Annotated in this window: 23 protein-coding genes; 7 read left to right on the top strand and 16 right to left on the bottom strand. The window is 39.3% G+C overall.

Annotation, left to right across the window (positions count from 1 at the left end; genetic code table 11):
• From ACFSY7_RS08390 to ACFSY7_RS08450, 13 genes are all read right to left on the bottom strand, one after another.
• Complete coding sequence (locus ACFSY7_RS08390) at window positions 1–879, bottom strand: ATP-binding protein (protein ID WP_380147562.1); 879 nt, start codon at window positions 877–879, stop codon at window positions 1–3.
• Window positions 880–901: 22 nt separating this feature from the next.
• Window positions 902–1,762 (bottom strand): DnaD domain-containing protein, encoded by an 861-nt coding sequence (locus ACFSY7_RS08395; RefSeq protein ID WP_380147563.1) that lies wholly within the window; start codon window positions 1,760–1,762, stop codon window positions 902–904.
• A gap of 4 nt (window positions 1,763–1,766) precedes the next feature.
• Window positions 1,767–1,925 (bottom strand): hypothetical protein, encoded by a 159-nt coding sequence (locus tag ACFSY7_RS08400; RefSeq protein ID WP_380147564.1) that lies wholly within the window; start codon window positions 1,923–1,925, stop codon window positions 1,767–1,769.
• Between the two features lie 2 nt (window positions 1,926–1,927).
• Window positions 1,928–2,641, bottom strand: a complete 714-nt coding sequence (locus ACFSY7_RS08405) for an MBL fold metallo-hydrolase (RefSeq protein WP_380147565.1) — start codon at window positions 2,639–2,641, stop codon at window positions 1,928–1,930.
• Window positions 2,641–3,573, bottom strand: coding sequence for a recombinase RecT (locus ACFSY7_RS08410; RefSeq protein WP_380147566.1), 933 nt, complete (start codon window positions 3,571–3,573; stop codon window positions 2,641–2,643). Before ACFSY7_RS08410 ends, ACFSY7_RS08405 begins: the two co-directional genes overlap by 1 nt.
• A gap of 1 nt (window position 3,574) precedes the next feature.
• The gene (locus ACFSY7_RS08415; RefSeq protein WP_380147567.1) at window positions 3,575–4,063 is read right to left on the bottom strand and encodes a YopX family protein; all 489 of its coding nucleotides are present in this window, start codon (window positions 4,061–4,063) and stop codon (window positions 3,575–3,577) included.
• A complete protein-coding gene (locus ACFSY7_RS08420) occupies window positions 4,056–6,065 on the bottom strand; it encodes an AAA family ATPase (protein WP_380147568.1) in 2,010 nt (669 codons plus the stop codon). The genes ACFSY7_RS08415 and ACFSY7_RS08420 overlap by 8 nt, the downstream gene beginning before the upstream one ends.
• Window positions 6,066–6,169: 104 nt before the next feature.
• Window positions 6,170–6,529: a hypothetical protein gene (locus ACFSY7_RS08425; protein ID WP_380147569.1), complete on the bottom strand. Its 360-nt coding sequence runs from the start codon at window positions 6,527–6,529 to the stop codon at window positions 6,170–6,172.
• A gap of 148 nt (window positions 6,530–6,677) precedes the next feature.
• Window positions 6,678–6,833 (bottom strand): hypothetical protein, encoded by a 156-nt coding sequence (locus ACFSY7_RS08430; protein WP_380147570.1) that lies wholly within the window; start codon window positions 6,831–6,833, stop codon window positions 6,678–6,680.
• A gap of 349 nt (window positions 6,834–7,182) precedes the next feature.
• Window positions 7,183–7,368 carry a hypothetical protein gene (locus ACFSY7_RS08435; RefSeq protein WP_380147571.1) on the bottom strand — a complete coding sequence of 62 codons (186 nt, stop codon included), beginning with the start codon at window positions 7,366–7,368 and terminating at the stop codon, window positions 7,183–7,185.
• A 157-nt stretch (window positions 7,369–7,525) separates the two neighbouring features.
• A complete protein-coding gene (locus ACFSY7_RS08440; RefSeq protein WP_380147572.1) occupies window positions 7,526–7,813 on the bottom strand; it encodes a group-specific protein in 288 nt (95 codons plus the stop codon).
• A 5-nt stretch (window positions 7,814–7,818) separates the two neighbouring features.
• Window positions 7,819–8,610: a phage antirepressor gene (locus ACFSY7_RS08445; protein ID WP_380147573.1), complete on the bottom strand. Its 792-nt coding sequence runs from the start codon at window positions 8,608–8,610 to the stop codon at window positions 7,819–7,821.
• A 22-nt stretch (window positions 8,611–8,632) separates the two neighbouring features.
• A complete protein-coding gene (locus ACFSY7_RS08450; protein WP_380147575.1) occupies window positions 8,633–8,854 on the bottom strand; it encodes a helix-turn-helix domain-containing protein in 222 nt (73 codons plus the stop codon).
• 166 nt (window positions 8,855–9,020) lie between these two features.
• Here ACFSY7_RS08450 and ACFSY7_RS08455 point away from each other — a divergent pair, with 166 nt between their 5' ends.
• The 3 genes from ACFSY7_RS08455 (at window position 9,021) to ACFSY7_RS08465 (ending at window position 11,258) form a co-directional block, all read left to right on the top strand.
• Window positions 9,021–9,377: a helix-turn-helix domain-containing protein gene (locus ACFSY7_RS08455; RefSeq protein WP_380147576.1), complete on the top strand. Its 357-nt coding sequence runs from the start codon at window positions 9,021–9,023 to the stop codon at window positions 9,375–9,377.
• A 233-nt stretch (window positions 9,378–9,610) separates the two neighbouring features.
• Window positions 9,611–10,132, top strand: coding sequence for an ImmA/IrrE family metallo-endopeptidase (locus ACFSY7_RS08460; protein WP_380147577.1), 522 nt, complete (start codon window positions 9,611–9,613; stop codon window positions 10,130–10,132).
• The gene (locus ACFSY7_RS08465) at window positions 10,116–11,258 is read left to right on the top strand and encodes a tyrosine-type recombinase/integrase (protein ID WP_380147578.1); all 1,143 of its coding nucleotides are present in this window, start codon (window positions 10,116–10,118) and stop codon (window positions 11,256–11,258) included. The genes ACFSY7_RS08460 and ACFSY7_RS08465 overlap by 17 nt, the downstream gene beginning before the upstream one ends.
• A gap of 111 nt (window positions 11,259–11,369) precedes the next feature.
• On the opposite strand, the gene glnA is transcribed toward ACFSY7_RS08465, so the two are convergent.
• The 3 genes from glnA to ACFSY7_RS08480 form a co-directional block, all read right to left on the bottom strand.
• The gene (gene glnA / locus ACFSY7_RS08470; protein WP_380147579.1) at window positions 11,370–12,704 is read right to left on the bottom strand and encodes a type I glutamate--ammonia ligase; all 1,335 of its coding nucleotides are present in this window, start codon (window positions 12,702–12,704) and stop codon (window positions 11,370–11,372) included.
• Window positions 12,705–12,757: 53 nt separating this feature from the next.
• Window positions 12,758–13,144: a MerR family transcriptional regulator gene (locus tag ACFSY7_RS08475; protein ID WP_044527207.1), complete on the bottom strand. Its 387-nt coding sequence runs from the start codon at window positions 13,142–13,144 to the stop codon at window positions 12,758–12,760.
• A 167-nt stretch (window positions 13,145–13,311) separates the two neighbouring features.
• Window positions 13,312–14,559, bottom strand: coding sequence for a methionine gamma-lyase family protein (locus tag ACFSY7_RS08480; RefSeq protein ID WP_380147580.1), 1,248 nt, complete (start codon window positions 14,557–14,559; stop codon window positions 13,312–13,314).
• A gap of 129 nt (window positions 14,560–14,688) precedes the next feature.
• On the opposite strand from ACFSY7_RS08480, the gene ACFSY7_RS08485 reads away from it, so the two are divergent.
• From ACFSY7_RS08485 to ACFSY7_RS08500, 4 genes are all read left to right on the top strand, one after another.
• On the top strand, window positions 14,689–15,294 hold the full coding sequence (locus ACFSY7_RS08485; protein WP_044527269.1) for a trimeric intracellular cation channel family protein: 606 nt from the start codon (window positions 14,689–14,691) through the stop codon (window positions 15,292–15,294).
• A 300-nt stretch (window positions 15,295–15,594) separates the two neighbouring features.
• Window positions 15,595–16,425, top strand: a complete 831-nt coding sequence (locus tag ACFSY7_RS08490) for a hypothetical protein (protein WP_380147581.1) — start codon at window positions 15,595–15,597, stop codon at window positions 16,423–16,425.
• 161 nt (window positions 16,426–16,586) lie between these two features.
• A complete protein-coding gene (locus tag ACFSY7_RS08495) occupies window positions 16,587–16,781 on the top strand; it encodes a hypothetical protein (RefSeq protein WP_380147582.1) in 195 nt (64 codons plus the stop codon).
• 12 nt (window positions 16,782–16,793) lie between these two features.
• The gene (locus ACFSY7_RS08500; RefSeq protein WP_380147583.1) at window positions 16,794–17,660 is read left to right on the top strand and encodes an SDR family oxidoreductase; all 867 of its coding nucleotides are present in this window, start codon (window positions 16,794–16,796) and stop codon (window positions 17,658–17,660) included.
• Window positions 17,661–17,769: the final 109 nt, after the last annotated feature.

Genomic DNA, 17,769 nt, shown 5'->3' on the forward strand with positions numbered 1-17,769 from the left:
TTAGCCCTCTCCGAATAACATTTTTTCGAACTGTTCATCTTGGTACTTCGCTTCGCGGTCACGCATACTTTCTTCTGGCATGAACAATTCGTAGCACATCGTATTTAAGCGGCTACCTGTTCGGCTGTCGCCACGCTCGTCTGCGTAACTGCAAAGTGATTTATTTTCGTAGTACGTTTGATTACCGAACTCATTGATCGTTAAGTTAGATGCAATGCACGTAATCTTATTTTTCTCCATGCGCTCGTTGAAAATTTTGTAGTACAGTTCTTCAACGAATCGACTAGGTTTATCTACAGCTAAGTCATCAATTAGCAATACCTCTGCATCAATGAATGTTTTAATAACATCTAGTTCGTTAATTTCGTTATCACTGTTAAATGTTGCTCGAACTTCTTTCGCTACATTTGTTGCATTAATGTACATAACGTCCACGCCTTTAATCATCAGTTCATTACCAAGTGTTGCGAGTAATCGTGATTTCCCCGAACCTTTGCGTTTACTGTAAAGGTAGAAACCTTTTGCATCACTTTGGCCTTTTAAACGTTCGTAGTTATCTACAAAAGAAGTTGCAGCCTTTTTAGCGAATATTGCCTTTTCGACATCTTCCTGGGCATGATACTTCACGCTGAAATTGCTAAGTCGTGCATCAACGAATTTGTTAGGAATACCGACTGTTGAAAGTTTCTTCGCTCGTTCAGCTTCCTCTAGGCGTTTAAGGCGACAAGGGCATTCAGTTGTCCATTCAATCGGCTTTTCAACACCGTCCACAAAAATTCGTTCATACTTACCGTCGATAAGATCCATCGCACGTTTTTGGTCCTTCCACCAAACTAGGCCAGTACCATCGCATGCATTTTCTCCGAGAACTTCGTGCATGCCGCATTTATCAGACGGCTTGTTAGTTCGAATTACCGGTTTCTCTATGCAATAAGCGCGAGCGTCGTTCAACCTCTTCTCGAATTCTTCGTTGTTCATCATCTGCGACATTTTTTTGGCTGCTACTGCTTTGATTAATTCCATGTTGTTCACGACCTTTCATATTTTCATTAGCTTGTAAGTCAGCTAATGTTTTAATGTTTTCGTTTTTCCAGTTGCGAGTGATTGCTGAAGCGTATTTAATTGAGCGTTTATTAGCGAGTACTGATTTCTTTAATGCTTCAAGCGCAAGTTCTTCATTGCAGTCTTTAATCATGTATTCGATTTCTTCGCTAACGAATGGTGTTAATGGTCCAAATTCAGATTCATAGAATTTAAAGATTTCAGACGACAACGACGACTGCTCTTTAGTCTTGTTGTTGTTTTCAGTATTACTAAAAGATTTAGTATTACTTAAAGACTTAGTATTACTATGAGCGGATTTTCCTACGTAGGGATTTCCTACCTTGGATTTTCCTACGTAGGATTTCCCTACTTTGGATTTTCCGATGTAGGATTTTCCATCGTAAGATTCGAATAGATAATCTTCCACTACGTACTTGTAACCACCTAAATTACCTTTATCGTTACGTAACCGCTTACCGCGCTTTAAGTAGCCGTAATCTAGCAGCTCTTTGATAATTGAACGTACGCTATCTTTGCCGTTAGTAGCACGATTGGTTAAATCCTTTTCGTAAAACGACCAGCCGTCCGGTTTGCTCAATAAATAGAGCATCATTCCTTTTGCTTGCCATGAAATTTCTTCGTTATTAACGATTTCATTGTCAATCTGTGTGAAGGAACGTCTTTTTCGTCGTTGTAATTCATTTTGTTGTTCTGACATGCTGCTACACCTCTTTCATGCGGTGCATTGTAAGCGCTAGTCGTAAGTCGTAGTAATTAACATCTTCAAGCTGTTTTCCCTTAACTTTGTTGATGCCGGCTTTGCGTAATTGCCCGATAATTTGGCGCTTTTTGCTGTCTTGCATTGTATCTGAAGCGTACATAATCATTCTCCTTTTGCGATTATCACTCGCTTGCCTGTTAGCTTTGCGATAGTTTCGTACATCAGCTTTTCGTCTGAATTTTTGTCAGATAAGTGCAGCAGATGTATTTCTTCAACTTGTGATAAATCGTTTGCTTTGATAAATTCGATTAAGTTTTCGAGTGAGAAATGTGATTTCATTACTCGCTTATATAAAAAGTTGTGGATCTTGCCGTCCTCTAAATTTTGGTCCAGCACTGATTGAGCGTAATTGCATTCAATCATCATGTGCGTAATGCCGCTGAATCGTTGCTTGATGTAGTACGTGTCTGTCGCAAAGAGTAGTACATCGCCCTCTTTACTGCGAATTAAGAAGCCAAAAGGCTCATTAACATCGTGCTGTACATCAAATCCAATGATTGTCCAAGTACCGATTTGATACTGTTTATTAGCTTGAATCGTTTTAATACGATGATGTTCGATGTTTAATGCGCTTGCTGTGCCTGTTGACATGTAGCAATTAATTGCCGCACTTAACATTTGATTTGTGTATTTTGCGTGATCCATATGTTCGTGTGTGATTAAGCACCCGACTGGACTTTGCAAATTAAATTTTAGTGCCTTTTGGATTTGCTTGAATGGTACGCCAGCTTCGAGCAATAGGGATGTTTGCCCATCACTTATGTGATAGGCGTTTCCCTTACTGCCACTTGCGATTGTTGTGATAACAAGACCCATCAAAATGGGTCATCTTCATTGCTTGTTGTAGGTGCATCGAAAAGTCCTTGCTGTCCTTCTGGAATTTCTTCGTGTTGTACGTCAATTGGCTGTTGTGGTTGTTCATCGAACCCGATAACATCACCTTGATTTGCATTAGCATCAATCTCCTGTTGGATAGCTTGCGCTTCGACTACGTAATCACGCTCATTGTCGTATTCGTTTTCTGTTGTGCGATTGATTGTGTCTACAAGTACATCGCTATCGTCAGATGTGTTAAGGAATGTTTTAGATGCACGATTGATCACTGTACGTTTTGCCATTTCTTGTGGGTATTTGTTTTGTACTGATTGGTTTTTAGATGTTGACCAAGCCGTTTGAATCTCGGCCATTGTCATCACTGTTAAATACTGCGTACCGTCTGTGCGCTCGATGATGCAGTAAGCACCGATAATGTCCTCTTTTTTACCTGTTGCGGCTTGCCAGTCAGCTTTATGGCCTTTGAATGCTAGTTGACCACGTTCGTTGTACTCAACTTCAAATTCTTCACCTTTCCAGATTACGTTAGCCCACATGTCTTTCACGTTCGTTAAGCGACGTAGGACAGCTTGTGTGCCATGATAAGAGCGTTGGAACTGTAATTTGCCGTTGTAGTTGATGAAGTAGCCTTGTTTCTTAGCTACTGATAACCCTTGAATCGCCATATCTTGAAGCGCAAACGCCACAGAATCGGGCGTTACTTTTTCAATTAGCGGTGTTTTGTTCGCGAAATCGGTCGCCGTTAATGTGAAGAAAGCTGCTTGTAGTGCATTTACTGCTGAATAATTTTCGGGTAAGTTGATTTGACCTTGTTGACGCATTTCTGTAATGCGTTCAGCTACTTGTGTCACCATGCTGTTTTGTTTTTTGTTTTGTTGCACCTGGTTATTTTGTGTTTGCATTTGATTTGTCATATTATTTTTCCTCCAATAATTCTTTATTTTCGTAGATGTTGCCGATGACTTCATACTCTTTTTTAACATTTAATCTATCTGTTAGGTTTTGAATGTATAAATCTGGTTTGTCTGTGCGTTTCCCTTCTCCGAAAAAATACGAATCGTATGCAGTATTTGAGTTCGTGCTAGTGATAAAACCTAAAGTATTTTCAAAAACATCAAAACGCACTACACTAATGACTTCCCTATCACCATAAACTGCGAATGTATCGTACTTTCTACTACGACCACGACGGCTTCTTGTAGTCCCTACTCGTACGTTTTCTGTATGACGGATAATATCCCCCTCATAAATCTCAACGCCATTTACGTCTTTCAAGCCTGTGTACTGTATTAATACGCCATCACGCATTTTATCCGCCCAATAAATTGGGTTTTGCGTTAAATCGAATGGACCTAACATTTCGTTATTGTCCGCATCCCAAATGCGGATTTTATGTTCACGCATGTACACTCACCTCATTTGTTACAACACGTAATGTTTTATCTGCAGCACTTACGATTAAGCGGATAACTTGTGCATCTGTGTCGATTAATTTTGTTACTGCTTCAGCGTTGTCAATTACAATTGGCGCTGATACTTCGTGATGTTTTGAAAGTGTGTTGATAATGTCGATACCTGCGTTGATGCGAGCCGCGTTGTTAAGGCCTGTCGAGAACGGAACACCATTTACCAGCACCTCACACGTTTCAATGATTGCACCGTTAACTTGCGTGTCGAACAATTTGAATGTTACGAGTTTGAAATGACTGTTGATTTTTTCTTCTAACAGCTCGCATTTCACCTTCATAAATTCTTCAATCTGGAATAACTGTGCTTCGATTTTCCCGTACTCATTCGCTAGTTCTGTTTCGCGTTGTTCTAATTCAGCAATACGAGCCTTTAACACTTCGGCATTACCCATTTGCGCTACTTCTGCGCTTAGTTCGCTACGTTGCGCTGTGATTGCTTGCTTTTGCTTTTCAACGTCTGCAATCGCTTCATTTGCATGTTCTTCGAGCGATTTGATTTCATCACCTAGTGTCGTACCTTCTGCGACCATTTTTTGATACTGTTCATCTTTATCTAAAGTCGGTGCGGCAGCTTGTTTTGTCGCTAGTTCTTTTTCAAACTTCGCAACTTCTTCTTTCTTCTTCGCAAGAGCCTTTTCAGCTTCTTCGATGTCAGCTTTTAATTCGTTGATTTTGAGTAAAGCATCGTTTTGTTTCACTTCTTCGTTTGCGATTTCACCTGCAATTTGTTTGCCAGTGTGGACTAATCCATCTAGCTTCTTTGATTTTGCTAGGTTGAAATCTTCGAGCGCTTTTGTTCGTGCAGCTTCTAGCTGCTCTTGCGGTAGATCCTGTTTGCAAGTCGGGCATGTGCATGATTCTTCATATACAAATTCGACTGCACGTTCAGCGTGATATTTTTGAAGCATTTCAGCCTTTTCAGCTTTTAACGTTGTTTCTTTGGCCTTGCTGTCAGCAATCGCACTTTCAAGCAATGCGACCTGTTCATGCAAGCCGTTTAACGGACGTTGCATAATAAGAAGATTTGTTTGTTCCTCTTGTGTACGTGCTTGTAATTTGTAGACATCTTCATTTGCCTTTGCTTTAAATTCAGCTTGATACGTTGTTAGTTCAGCGCGCTTTTCAGCGAGCAAAACTTTCTTATCAGCGATTGCACCGCCGTTTTTGATGTTTGAAATCTGTTCGTTTAACACTTCGATTTCTTTATCAAGTTCAGCGATTTTTGCTTTTAAAGGCGCTGTATCACCAGCGAATGTGCATTGCTTTTGGAGTTCGCTAATACGTACTGGCACTTCTTTTAACTCGCTATTGATTTCCTTTTTCTTTGCAGTCGTGATTTTCTTGAAGTCATCAAATGAACGACCACTTAGAGCAAACATCAACTCTGCCAGTTTCGGATTTTCTGTCACGACATCTTCGTCTGTAACCGCGCCTAACTTCATTAGTAGAAGTCTGCGGCTCTCCCAAGGAAGAATTTCCGAAAAGTACAGCGGATTTGTTAGTAATTTGAATGTGTCCTCGTCAATGATTTCAGCGACTTTTGCTGTGTACTCGCCTTTTTTAGACGGTACATCATCAATCCAATATTTCGTTTCGTTACCTTCGAATACTTTTTCAGCAGCACCGCGCTTTTTAGTCCACTTCTCTCGGTATGTTTTCTTCAGTTTGACTTCCAACTCGTCAACTAAAAGAACCATTTCGACTGTGTGTTCGCCGCCGCGCTGTTCGTTGCCATCTTCATCTAGTGTTTTAATAGCAAATTTACTTTTGTTTTGGCTGTCTTTATCGAACAAAACCCACGAAATCGCGTCTGCCGTAGTTGTTTTACCTGTCGCGTTATCACCTAAAATGTCAACATTTTGACCGTTTGCTTCGAATGTAGAGTGCAAACCTTTGAAGTTTTCAGAAGTTAATGCTTTGATTTGTACATTTTTCATGTTTATTTCCTCCTGTTTTTGGGGTATAATTCTGTAAATATTATTTAATGAGGTACCGACATTCGTGCCGGCACCAAAGGTAATACATATTGCTTAGTCGACTATTAGTGGTAGTCGGCTTTTTTCGTGAGTGCATCTGGGTAAGTTACGCTCATGATGTAGTGATCGTGGAGTTCTGTAAGATACCCAGCTACTTTAGCGCATTCGAATGGATTCGCGATTTTGTATTGATGCATCATTTCTTCGATTTCGCCATCCTCAAAAGACGCTAAGATTTTTTCTAAAATGTAATCTTCGTCTGCGTCAAGTGGGATTACTGTGTAGAACTGTTTGAAATGTTCTTCGATTTCAAGTGATGACCATAAATCATCCATTTCTCCAAGTGCCGCGAAGCCTTGTCGCTGTAAGATAGCCGACTGGACATATTGCGGAATCATGAATGTACTATTTTGCTTTTGTACCATATGAAGCCCTCCTAAAATTATTGATGCACCTACGAAGCAAAGCCTTTCAGTTTAGTTTTGTGTGGCAAAAAGAAACTAAGTCTTTGAGTTTCCGATGCATCATCCAAAGCCCAAAGTTGGACTCTCGATGACAAACCGGAGTTTGTCTTTAAGGCGGTTGTTTTACTGCGCTCACTGTAGCTGTTTCGCTTGTGTACGTCTTATGCGTATCGCCTGTGATGTACCACCCTAATTGAGTAAATGTGGCTTTAAAGCCCATGACTGTGTATCTTACTTCGCGAATTACTTTTTTAATATTTTTCATAATTCCCACCCCTTCTTTGATGCGTTTAACACATCATCCAAAGCACCTTATGCTCTCGATGATGGCCTAAACCATCTATTTAGTTGTCAAAGAACGATAGTCACGCTATGTCAGTGCAACTATCCAACCGACTAAAAAAATAGTAAGTTGGAGACAAGCACTGACGCTTGCCTTAAAGTGTGTTATAATCATGTTGTTGCATCGGTGTAAGCCGATAATCTAGTCGTTAGCATTCCAAGTGCTGGCGACTTTTTTTATTTTCTGGACCATCCATGTGATAGAGCCAAAAAATAAGAACAAAGCAAGCGAACCCTGCGTAATAATGTCGAATAAGTTACCGTAAACTAAGTCATACAAGTACTGCATCATACTCTGCCATCCTTTCGAACTCTGCTAGTACAGCCAATTTGCCATGTAGTTCAGCCGTCTTTAACATTGCCGTATGCGAGTTACCGTTTTTAATGTGCTGCGTTACTGCTTTTGCTAGTTCTGCGATGATTGCATTTAAGTTGAAAATTTCAGTTTCAATTGTCATTTTAAGAAAAACCACCTTTTGATTGTCTTAGTTTTCGATTCATTCTTTTGCATCTCCTTACGGGCGTTTAACGACTGCTGCGTCAACCCCCTCTTTTTGTAGTTGCTCTGCTAAATCCTGTAGCGACAATTGTTTATCTCCCTTTTAGCTGTGGTATTTATACATATGAAACACGTTGCAACATTATTTGTTCTTGCGACCAGGTATCGAGATATGCCTTAACTTTGGTAGCTGGGAATCGCCATGTTGCACCGATTTTGAACTTTGGAAAGTCTGGATCATAGAAGAATTCTTTTTTCATTGTGTCGATACAAAGATTTGCGTATTCTTCAAGTTCCTTTACAGTCCAGAAGATTTTCTCTTGTGCGATTTTTTCAGCTTGCTCTTGTACAGCTTGTTGCATCATTTCGCGCATTAAATCTTCATTGATTGAGAATAAATTCATGATGTTCACCCCTTAGTAAGTTTATTAATGAAATATAATTGTCCTTTGCCGGTAACTTTAGGTGTGCGCTCTATCACAACGCCTGTCGAACGTGTGATAGCTGTTTCTTTTATCTCAAAAAGCCCTAAGTCCATACTCTTTTGAGTAGGTAAGTTACGGTCCGAACCATGGCGTTTGATTAAATAGCCGTTTTCACGTAGCCAGTCGAAGAAACGTTTCTCGCCTGTGTCTACACCGTTTTGTTTCAATAACTTAGCTAATTCGCGAATCAGAATTGATGTTTCGCTAGAACTTACTGAATCAGCAAACAGCACTTTGGGTTGTTGTGCTTCAATAATGTTGTTTGCTTCAATTACAGCTTGTTCAGCGAATTTGCGTTTTTCCTGTTCATCCTTTAAGTTTTGGGCTAACTGGATGATGGTATCTGGATTCAGCAGCACTTCTTCAATTTTTTCTGTAGTTAAGTGACCGCCATGCTTTCGGATGTTTTTAAGGATGTACTTTACTTCCTTTTTGAAAACTTTCGCAATTGGCTTGCGTGACTGCATGAATACTTCGTACAGCCCATCCTCAGTTAAGAACCACATTTCGCGATTCTGACCTGAGAGGAATAATGTTCCCATCAGCTTTTCATCTTCGTCGATTCCTAATAACATTTTTGAAGGTTGAGTATGTTCAATCCAGTTGGCTACATCTTTAGCTAAGAAAAGCGGTTCTTCTACAGTGCCGTAAACCTTTAAGTTTTTACCTAACATTACTTGTGTATGAATAACAGGTAAGTTTTTGTCGTTTGTCATTTTGTTGTCCTCCTTTATTATTTCAACAACACATTTCGTGTTGTTCATTTTCAAAAAAAATTTCCTGCACACTTCTATTGTAATAATTCGCGATTTTAACTTTTATTTCATCACGTGGTACTCTCTTTCCATTTTCGTACATTTGAAGTGCGCTGTTACTAATGCCAATAGCTTCTGCGACTAACAACCTTGATTCATCACCTCGGAGTTCAGTGAGCGTTATGCCGATTTGCTTTTTGTTCAATTGTCTCACCGCCTTTCAACAACACATTTCGTGTTGCTTGTAATACAACTATAAACCACACGTTTCGTGTTGTCAACACATTATGTGTTAATTTGTTTAAAAAAATATTTAATTAACACGTTTCGTGTTAAAATTAAGGAGGAGATATAATATGGAGGTTTTAACAATGACTACTTTCGGAGAACGTTTAAGAAGTTTAAGAAAGAATGAAACTTCTTTAACTATGAAAGAACTTGGCAAACGTATAGGCGTAAGTGAGAGTGCTGTTGGTATGTACGAACGCGGAGAGCGCGAACCAGATATGGAAGTTATCGGACGCATCGCTGATTTATTTGAAGTGACGGTCGATTACTTATTAGGACGTAGCGATCAAAGAGATTACACTGCTGCAGAAGATGAAAAGTTTAATCGTTTTAAAGATGACCCTACAATGGAACGTTGGTTCAATGAGTTGCCTAAGACTAAAGAAGAAGATTTACGCAAGCTCAAAAAAATGTGGGATTTAATTAAAGATAATCATTAACACACCTTTGCTAGGTGTGTTTTTTTGCACGTTTTTTATTATCAATTTATTACAAATTGTAGAATAAATAGTTAAATATTTCTAATTTAATACAAATTTACTTAATAACTATGACATTAGTCATGTCTAATTATAGGAAATTTTGTCGTAATACTTCCAAAATAAAGAAAGAGTAACTATAATATGGTTATAGACACAAAAGAACACATGTTCTTAATTTTGGGGGGAATATGATGAATTTGGATAAAATTGTTACAGATTTGTACACTGTACATGGCATTACAGATATTGGAGATTTAAACCCTATTTCTATTTCAAAGAATTTAGAAATTGAAACGCATTATTATGATGAGGGTTCTGAAGCATTAATCTTCGAAGGAAAGAAATATATCTTTTTAAATAAAAATCTTGATATAGAAGAAATGTGGTTTCAATTCTGTCATGAGTTAGGCCACCTGCAATTGCATTGTGGCAATCAAATGCAGTTTCTTGGTACACCTGCCGATAGTTTTGTTAGTTTTCAAGAGATGAAAGCGAATCGTTTCGCTCTCTTGGCATGCGCACCGACATTTATTCTTGATGATTATAAGGTGTTTAATATGAATATTGCTAAGGCTGAACGCTTTGTGAAAGAGAAATGTTTGATGAATGAATACCGCGCAGTCAAACGTTTGCGTGAGTATGAGCGATTACACGCTTCCACAAACGGGAATATTGTTTATAAAGGAGGTGAAACAAATGGCGTCATTTCGTAAGCGTACAGGTGGCTGGGAATATCGTATTAGTGTTAAAGAAGTAGATGTAAAAGGTAAAGTGAAATATCGCACTGTTTCGAAGGGTGGCTACCGCACCAAGAAAGAAGCGGAGATAGCAGCTACTCGTCGTTATGAAACTTTAGCGGAGGATCGTGGTGTAAAAGGACAGTCAATCGGTCAATTCGTTAGTGAGTGGTATGAAGAAAACATTGAACAAAAGAAAGATGACTACGCACTCAATACTCGAAAAACGTACAGCCAAGTAATTAAAAATCACATCGTACCAAAAATAGGGCATGTTCAAGTGAAAGAATTAACGCCTAAACGATACCAACGCTTCATCAACGAATTACTCGAAGAATTTTCAGCAGGTACAGTGCGGCGTATTCACACGCCGATTGCACTCGCTTTTAAACAAGCTGTTATTAATGGCTATTTAATAAGTAGTCCAGTTCAATACGTGAAAATTGGTAAGCGTGAGCGTAAGAAACTTAAATATCTCGAAACAAAATACGTGCAGGAGGTTTTAGAGTTCTTATATAGAAGAAACTATGACCAGGCAATCTTTTTCGAGTGCTTATTTGAAAGTGGTATGCGTAAAGGTGAATGCACTGCTCTACAACTGAATGACATTGATTGGACGAATAATACAATACGCGTAGATGAAACATATAACTATCAAGCGCGTGGCGATGAAAAACGGCTGGATGTCGTAAAGACTGAATCATCTGAACGTACTATCGTTATGCGGCCGTCATTCATGCAGAAATTGAAAACTTATGTGAAGTATCGCATCGAAAAACGTTCATTGGTAGGTTCGTTGTATGATACAGAACATAATTTTGTTTTTGGACGCGCTGATGGAACGCCTTGGCCAAACTCAACAATCGACAATAGTTTTAAAGCGGCGTTAAAATCAATCGAATATGATTCGCTGCCGATTCATTCAACGCGACACACTCATGCTGTGATGATGCTTGAAGCTGGCGCAACGATGAAAGAAGTTCAAGAACGATTAGGACATTCATCTATGCAAGTGACCGCAGATATTTATTCGCACGTAACAAATAAGATGAAAACTCGTTCGATAGAATTGTTCGACGAATATATGAAAAAGAACGTTTAAGAAACGTTTTTGGTCCAATTTTGGGCTAAGTTTATAGAACAGACCAAAGTGGGTATAAAAAGAGTATAAAAAAAGAGCCACAATTGCTTGTGGCTCTAAGGTTTGAACGGCTTAGTATGTTTTCATGTATTGTTCGCGTTCCCATGGGTGTACATTCGTACGGAACATATCGAACTCGATTTCTTTTGCTTCTTTGAAGTTGGCATAAATATGTGAGCCAAGTGCATCTTGGACTACTTTATCTGCTGCTAATTCTTTTAGCGCATCATTTAAGCTTTCTGGTAAGTTGCCAATACCTACTTCAGCGCGTTCCTCAGCATCCATTACATAGATGTTACGGTCTACTGCTGCTGGCGGTGTTAATTTTTGTTCAATACCGTTAAGACCTGCTTCAAGAATTACGGCCATTGCTAAGTATGGGTTCGCCGTTGGGTCAACTGAGCGTACTTCGATACGAGTTGATAAACCACGTGAAGCTGGTACACGAATTAATGGTGAACGGTTTTGACCAGACCAAGCGATGTAACAAGGTGCTTCGTAGCCAGGAACTAAACGTTTATATGAGTTTACTGTTGGGTTTGTGATTGCTGTGAACCCTTTAACGTGTTTTAATACGCCCGCCATGAATTGCATAGCAGTTTCAGACAATTTCATCTCTGCATTTTCATCGAAGAATGCATTTTCTTTCCCGTTAAATAGTGACACGTTCATGTGCATACCAGAACCGTTGACACCAAATAATGGTTTTGCCATGAATGTGGCATGTAAACCGTGTTTACGTGCAATTGTTTTAACTACTAATTTGAATGTTTGGATGTTATCACAAGCTGTGATGGCATCTGCATATTTAAAGTCGATTTCGTGTTGTCCAGGAGCCACTTCATGGTGAGATGCTTCAATTTCAAAACCCATTTCTTCTAGCTCAAGAACGATATCACGACGACAGTTTTCACCAAGGTCCGTTGGTGCTAAGTCAAAGTAAGCACCGTGGTCATTTAATTCTAAAGTAGGTTCGCCTTTTTCATCTAGTTTGAATAAGAAGAATTCTGGTTCAGGTCCTAAGTTAAATGATGAGAAGCCCATTTTTTCCATACGGGCTAGGATGCGGCGTAAGTTGTTACGTGGATCCCCTTCAAATGGTGTAAGATCTGCTTTGTATACGTCACAGATAAAGCGACATACAGTCCCTTTCCCAGTTGTCCATGGGAATACGATAAATGTATCAAGGTCTGGATATAAGTACATGTCTGATTCTTCGATACGTACGAAACCTTCGATTGAAGAACCATCGAACATCATTTTATTGTCTAATGCTTTTTCTAATTGAGATACAGGAATCTCAACGTTTTTAATTGTACCTAGAATATCTGTGAATTGAAGACGGATGAATTTTACTTCTTTTTCTTCAACCAATTTACGAATATCATCTTTTGTATACTTACCCATTGAAAATCAGCTCCTAATTAATTGTTTTACGTATTATTTACAAACTCATTTTTTTAACGTCTAAAAAAACGAGATAAATCACCTTGTCTGAGCGAAGTGCGTTGCATGGTCTGAGCCTGCTGCATTTCCTCACGAAGTATGCGGCGTAAGTCCGCGTCTGTGATGTCTTTTTTATGTTGGTTCGTTACTACAGGTTCGTTCTTTAATGCAAAAACTTTTTTAATCCCTGCCATATTGATGCCTTGGTCAAGTAAATCTTTAATCTCTAATAAGGCATCTACATCATTGAGTGAAAACATGCGGCGATTGCCTTCTGTTCTCGCAGGCTCGATTAACTCATGCTCTTCATAATAACGAATTTGCCGTGCGGTTAAATCCGTTAACTGCATCACTATACTAATAGGTAGTAGTGGCATCGAGCGTCTTATCTCACGACTCATCTCGCTCACCTCGCCTTTCACAAGTCCTATACTAAACCATGTTAGATTTCATGTCAATTCCATGTTAGGAAAATTAACATATCATTTTTCGAACAATTCAATCGAATCAGAATATAAGAAAATAAGCGAGCACATCTCCGCATAACTGAGGACGTGCTCGCTTATTATTAGTGCATTTGCTGAACAGCGCTTAAGATGGCTGTTTTCACATGTTCGTATGTTAAACCACCTTGCATATAGACCGTGTAAGGAGGACGAATTGGACCATCCGCAGAAAATTCGATACTTGCGCCTTGCACAAATGTACCCGCTGCCATAATGACTTCATCTGTATAACCTGGTAGAAGCGATGGCTCCGGCGCAAACTGTGCATTAACAGGCGAATTTTGTTGGACAGCTTGGCAGAACTGAATCATTTGTTGTGCATTATTAAAAGATACAGACTGAATTAAATCCGTACGCTTCGCATCAAAGCGTGGTTCTGGTGTCATACCGACATGTTCTAAAATCGCTGCTGAGAATACCGCGCCTTTTAACGCTTGTGATACAACATGTGGTGATAGGAAGAAACCTTGATACATATCCGTTAATGTATTTAATGACGGACCCGCTTCTGCACCAATGCCTGGCGTCGTCATACGGTACGCGCATTTCTCAACTAAATCCGCGCGCCCTGCAATATAGCCGCCCACTTTTGCTAAGCCACCACCTGGATTTTTAATTAACGAACCGGCCATTAAATCCGCACCTAATTCTGTTGGCTCTTTGTAGTCAACAAATTCGCCATAGCAGTTATCAACGAAAATAATGACATCTTCTTTCATTGCACGTACTTGTTGAATCATTTCTGCGACTTCATCAATCGTAAATGAAGGACGTGTTGCATAACCTTTTGAACGCTGAATGGCCACCACTTTTGTTTTTTCTGAAATCGCTGCTCTTACCGCATTAAAATCCACTTTATTTGTTGCATTTAAATCGATATGCTGATAATCAATACCCCAGTCTTTTAGCGAACCGGTATCTTTGTCGCCACCATCAACGATTGATTGTAATGTATCATACGGTTGCCCTGTAATATACATTAATTCATCACCAGGACGTAATACGCCAAATAATGATAACGTAATCGCATGTGTGCCCGAGATAATTTGTTGACGTACAAGTGCTGACTCTGCACCAAAAACATCCGCATAAACACGTTCTAAATTGTCACGGCCCTCGTCATCATAGCCATAGCCTGTCGTACCATTAAAATGATTTTCACTTACTTGATTGTTACGAAATGCTGCGAGTACCTTTTGTTGGTTATAAAAAGCAATCTCTTCGATACGCTCAAATTGTGCTGTTATTTTTTGTTCGATTTCTTTTCCTAATTGCTGCGTTTGTGCAGTTAATGTTGATTGGAATGCCATCTAATTCCACTCCTTATTTAAAGTTCTCTTCAATCTTAACAATAAATAACGAATCGTCAAACAAACTTAGTGAAAAACAGACAAGTTTTTGTTACAATTCATTGGATTAAATGAAAGGAGTTGGTCACGCTGGCTTGGGAAGTTTTAAGTATTTTTGGCACAATTGCCTTTGCCATTTCAGGCGCAATTGTTGCAATGGAGGAAGAGTACGATATTTTTGGCGTTTACCTCCTTGGCGTCGTTACCGCTTTTGGTGGCGGTGCCATTCGTAATCTCCTTATCGGTGTCCCTGTATCCGCACTTTGGGAACAGGAAATGTTTTTTCAAATCGCCCTTGTATCGATTACGATCATGTTTTTATTCCCGCAGCGCCTATTACGTCATTGGCCACTCTGGGGAAACTTTTTTGACGCCATTGGCTTAGCGGCTTTTGCCATCCAAGGCGCTTTATTTGCTGTAAAATTAAATTTACCACTTAGTGCTGCCATCGTTGCCGCTGTGTTGACGGGTGCTGGTGGCGGGATTGTGCGCGACCTATTAGCGAGCCGCAAGCCCACTGTTTTACGGGATGAAGTATACGCCGCCTGGGCGATTTTAATTGGTCTTATTATCGGCTTAAAGCTTGTCACCGATGATATTGGCCTTTATGTATTATTTGTCGTCATGACGGCTTTACGTATTATTTCTTATATACGTCGCTGGCGTCTACCCTTTAAAAAATTACGCAATCCTTAATAGAGTAAAAACAGCTATCTCGCTTCTAGATGGCTGTTTTTTTATTTCCCAAAAAAGGATTAACTGTTTAAACAGTATGCTTTTGGCAATGCTACTAAATAAGGAGGAATGTGATGTATGGAAATTTCGAATGCCTATTCGCATTATTTTTTGCCCATCTCACTTCATAATGTCGAGGCGACAGCAATTTAAAATCAACTCATCGAACAGCATTTTTTACTATATGAAAAAGAGACTGCTTCCCTTGTACGCTATGGTGATGAAATAGAAGATAATTTTGAAACACTTAAGCATTATTTTATGCCCTATGTAAGTGAAAAGATTTTTTCTTGCACTCCTGAAAATGGCTTTCAACGTTTTTCAAAAAATAGTCACCTGCATGGTACATTAAATGATTTGCAGCTGTCTTTTTCTATTCCAAGTATCGATGTAATCATATGTCCATTCGCGGTTGCTTTTATCGTTATTCATGTCTCGTATGACGAGGCTTCAAAAGAAGATTTAGCAAAAGCATTTAGACAGTTTAAAGAATTTAAAATTAAGCGTTCTTTTACCATAGAAGAAAAGCGCTATACATCATTTGAACAATTTTTAAAGAAAGAACTTTTTGCACATCTTCCGTATCTCGCAAAAAATGGCGCGTTTCAACGTTTTGAACGTTTTCAAGATGGCGTCTTACTAGCAAATCATTTTATTGCGGCCTCTGTGGAAGCGACGAATGAAACACTCTTTCAACTAAACGGCGGTCCAGGTGCCTTTTCACTAAATGAACAACTTGCTCCTTACGTTTCTCCTAGCTATATCAATCGCTATGTTGAAGAAGGAGAACTTATTCGTCATAGCCCGACAATTCGCTATATACAGGCGGAAGAAAGTGGTGTTTTTTGGACTTCACTCTCTCCTAAATCGACACCATATGCGTCTTTACGGCGGTATTTTAATGGCCCATTATTTTATCAAGTAGTGATTCATTATTTCCAAAAGATTGTCTTATTATCTTTTTCAAATGCTTACGCGAAAATCGACTGGAAAAAAGATGCTGCCTTTATTCGTTCACTTATGAAAAAGATGACCCTTTTTGAAGCGCAATATGATTTCCGAGATATTTCTGCCTTAAAGAAAAGCAACTAACTTTATTATTACGACAAGCGCTTGATTTACAACGGATTTATGATGAAGCCTTTCATTCCTTGCAACATCTTTACTCGACACAAGAACATTTATCTGATATCAAGCAAAATAATTTGCTCTTTTTCTTAACAATGTCCACCGTAATATCCGGAGCATTTGGCATGAATTTAGTCATTGATGAATTAAAAGATGGCGTAACACTTTCTAAACTCGCCGCACTTACGTTTACAGAAGTATTTGTTTTAATTGTGACACTCATTAGCGTCGTAGCAGCAGTATTTTTCAGTGTATATACCGTTAGCCAACTTATGTACCAAACATATCAAAAGAAACAACGTCAAAAAAATAATGATTAAAGGAGTATTTATATGACAAACAAAGATTATATGAAGCAAGCACCTGCACAAACACAATCACGTCAACCAGGAATGGAACAACAAATGCATCCTGAACCAGTACAGCCTTTTGATTATCAAGGTGCGCAGAAACTAAAAGATAAAGTCGCCATTATTACGGGTGGTGATTCCGGTATTGGCCGCGCTGTTGCAATGGCATTCGCATGTGAAGGCGCCGATATTACGCTAAATTATTTACCAGAAGAACAGCAAGAGGCAGAAAAGGTAGCCGCTTTTGCAAAAGAACAAGGGCGTGACGTCTTATTACTTCCTGCTGATTTAACCGAACCACAGCAATGCGAACAACTCGTGGAGAAAACCATTGCTCATTTTGGTCAATTAAATATTGTTGTCAATAACGCAGGGATTCAATTTCCTGTAGAAGAATTTACAGATATTACGAATGATCAATGGAAACGTACATTTGAGACAAATGTAGATCCAATGTTTTATTTAACTAAAGCTGCTGTTCCTCATCTACAAGAAGGCGACACGATTATTTCAACAACGTCTATTAATGCCTATAAAGGCCACGCGATTTTAATTGATTATACCGCTACGAAAGGCGCGATTGTCGGCTTTACTCGTAGCTTAGCACAAAGTCTCGCACCAAAAGGCATTCGCGTGAACATGGTCGCACCTGGCCCTATTTGGACACCACTTATTCCAGCAACTTTCGATGAACAGCAAGTAAAAGAATTTGGTCAAGATGCGCCGCTCGGTCGTCCTGGACAACCCGAAGAACTTGTAGGAGCCTATGTTTTACTTGCATCTTCTGAAGGAAGTTATATGACGGGGCAATGCATTCACGTAAATGGTGGCGCGATTATGCACTCATAGCTTTAAATATGAACACAGCCGGCCGTTGTTGTTCTTAAATAAAATCGTCAATCTACATTCAATGAGGGCGTTATCAGCGGGCCTGCTCCTGATAACGCTTTTTTTAATT

The sequence above is a fragment of the Kurthia populi genome (assembly GCF_042686175.1).
GTDB classification, from domain to species: Bacteria; Bacillota; Bacilli; order Bacillales_A; family Planococcaceae; genus Kurthia; species Kurthia populi.

Coding starts and splice junctions, on each gene's coding strand:
- ACFSY7_RS08390 (WP_380147562.1), bottom strand. CDS start 879: ATGCACGAAGTTCTCGGAGAAAATGCATGCGATGGTACTGGCCTAGTT.
- ACFSY7_RS08395 (WP_380147563.1), bottom strand. CDS start 1,762: ATGTCAGAACAACAAAATGAATTACAACGACGAAAAAGACGTTCCTTC.
- ACFSY7_RS08400 (WP_380147564.1), bottom strand. CDS start 1,925: ATGTACGCTTCAGATACAATGCAAGACAGCAAAAAGCGCCAAATTATC.
- ACFSY7_RS08405 (WP_380147565.1), bottom strand. CDS start 2,641: ATGGGTCTTGTTATCACAACAATCGCAAGTGGCAGTAAGGGAAACGCC.
- ACFSY7_RS08410 (WP_380147566.1), bottom strand. CDS start 3,573: ATGACAAATCAAATGCAAACACAAAATAACCAGGTGCAACAAAACAAA.
- ACFSY7_RS08415 (WP_380147567.1), bottom strand. CDS start 4,063: ATGCGTGAACATAAAATCCGCATTTGGGATGCGGACAATAACGAAATG.
- ACFSY7_RS08420 (WP_380147568.1), bottom strand. CDS start 6,065: ATGAAAAATGTACAAATCAAAGCATTAACTTCTGAAAACTTCAAAGGT.
- ACFSY7_RS08425 (WP_380147569.1), bottom strand. CDS start 6,529: ATGGTACAAAAGCAAAATAGTACATTCATGATTCCGCAATATGTCCAG.
- ACFSY7_RS08430 (WP_380147570.1), bottom strand. CDS start 6,833: ATGAAAAATATTAAAAAAGTAATTCGCGAAGTAAGATACACAGTCATG.
- ACFSY7_RS08435 (WP_380147571.1), bottom strand. CDS start 7,368: ATGACAATTGAAACTGAAATTTTCAACTTAAATGCAATCATCGCAGAA.
- ACFSY7_RS08440 (WP_380147572.1), bottom strand. CDS start 7,813: ATGAATTTATTCTCAATCAATGAAGATTTAATGCGCGAAATGATGCAA.
- ACFSY7_RS08445 (WP_380147573.1), bottom strand. CDS start 8,610: ATGACAAACGACAAAAACTTACCTGTTATTCATACACAAGTAATGTTA.
- ACFSY7_RS08455 (WP_380147576.1), top strand. CDS start 9,021: ATGACTACTTTCGGAGAACGTTTAAGAAGTTTAAGAAAGAATGAAACT.
- ACFSY7_RS08460 (WP_380147577.1), top strand. CDS start 9,611: ATGAATTTGGATAAAATTGTTACAGATTTGTACACTGTACATGGCATT.
- ACFSY7_RS08465 (WP_380147578.1), top strand. CDS start 10,116: ATGGCGTCATTTCGTAAGCGTACAGGTGGCTGGGAATATCGTATTAGT.
- glnA (WP_380147579.1), bottom strand. CDS start 12,704: ATGGGTAAGTATACAAAAGATGATATTCGTAAATTGGTTGAAGAAAAA.
- ACFSY7_RS08475 (WP_044527207.1), bottom strand. CDS start 13,144: ATGAGTCGTGAGATAAGACGCTCGATGCCACTACTACCTATTAGTATA.
- ACFSY7_RS08480 (WP_380147580.1), bottom strand. CDS start 14,559: ATGGCATTCCAATCAACATTAACTGCACAAACGCAGCAATTAGGAAAA.
- ACFSY7_RS08490 (WP_380147581.1), top strand. CDS start 15,595: ATGCCCTATGTAAGTGAAAAGATTTTTTCTTGCACTCCTGAAAATGGC.
- ACFSY7_RS08495 (WP_380147582.1), top strand. CDS start 16,587: ATGAATTTAGTCATTGATGAATTAAAAGATGGCGTAACACTTTCTAAA.
- ACFSY7_RS08500 (WP_380147583.1), top strand. CDS start 16,794: ATGACAAACAAAGATTATATGAAGCAAGCACCTGCACAAACACAATCA.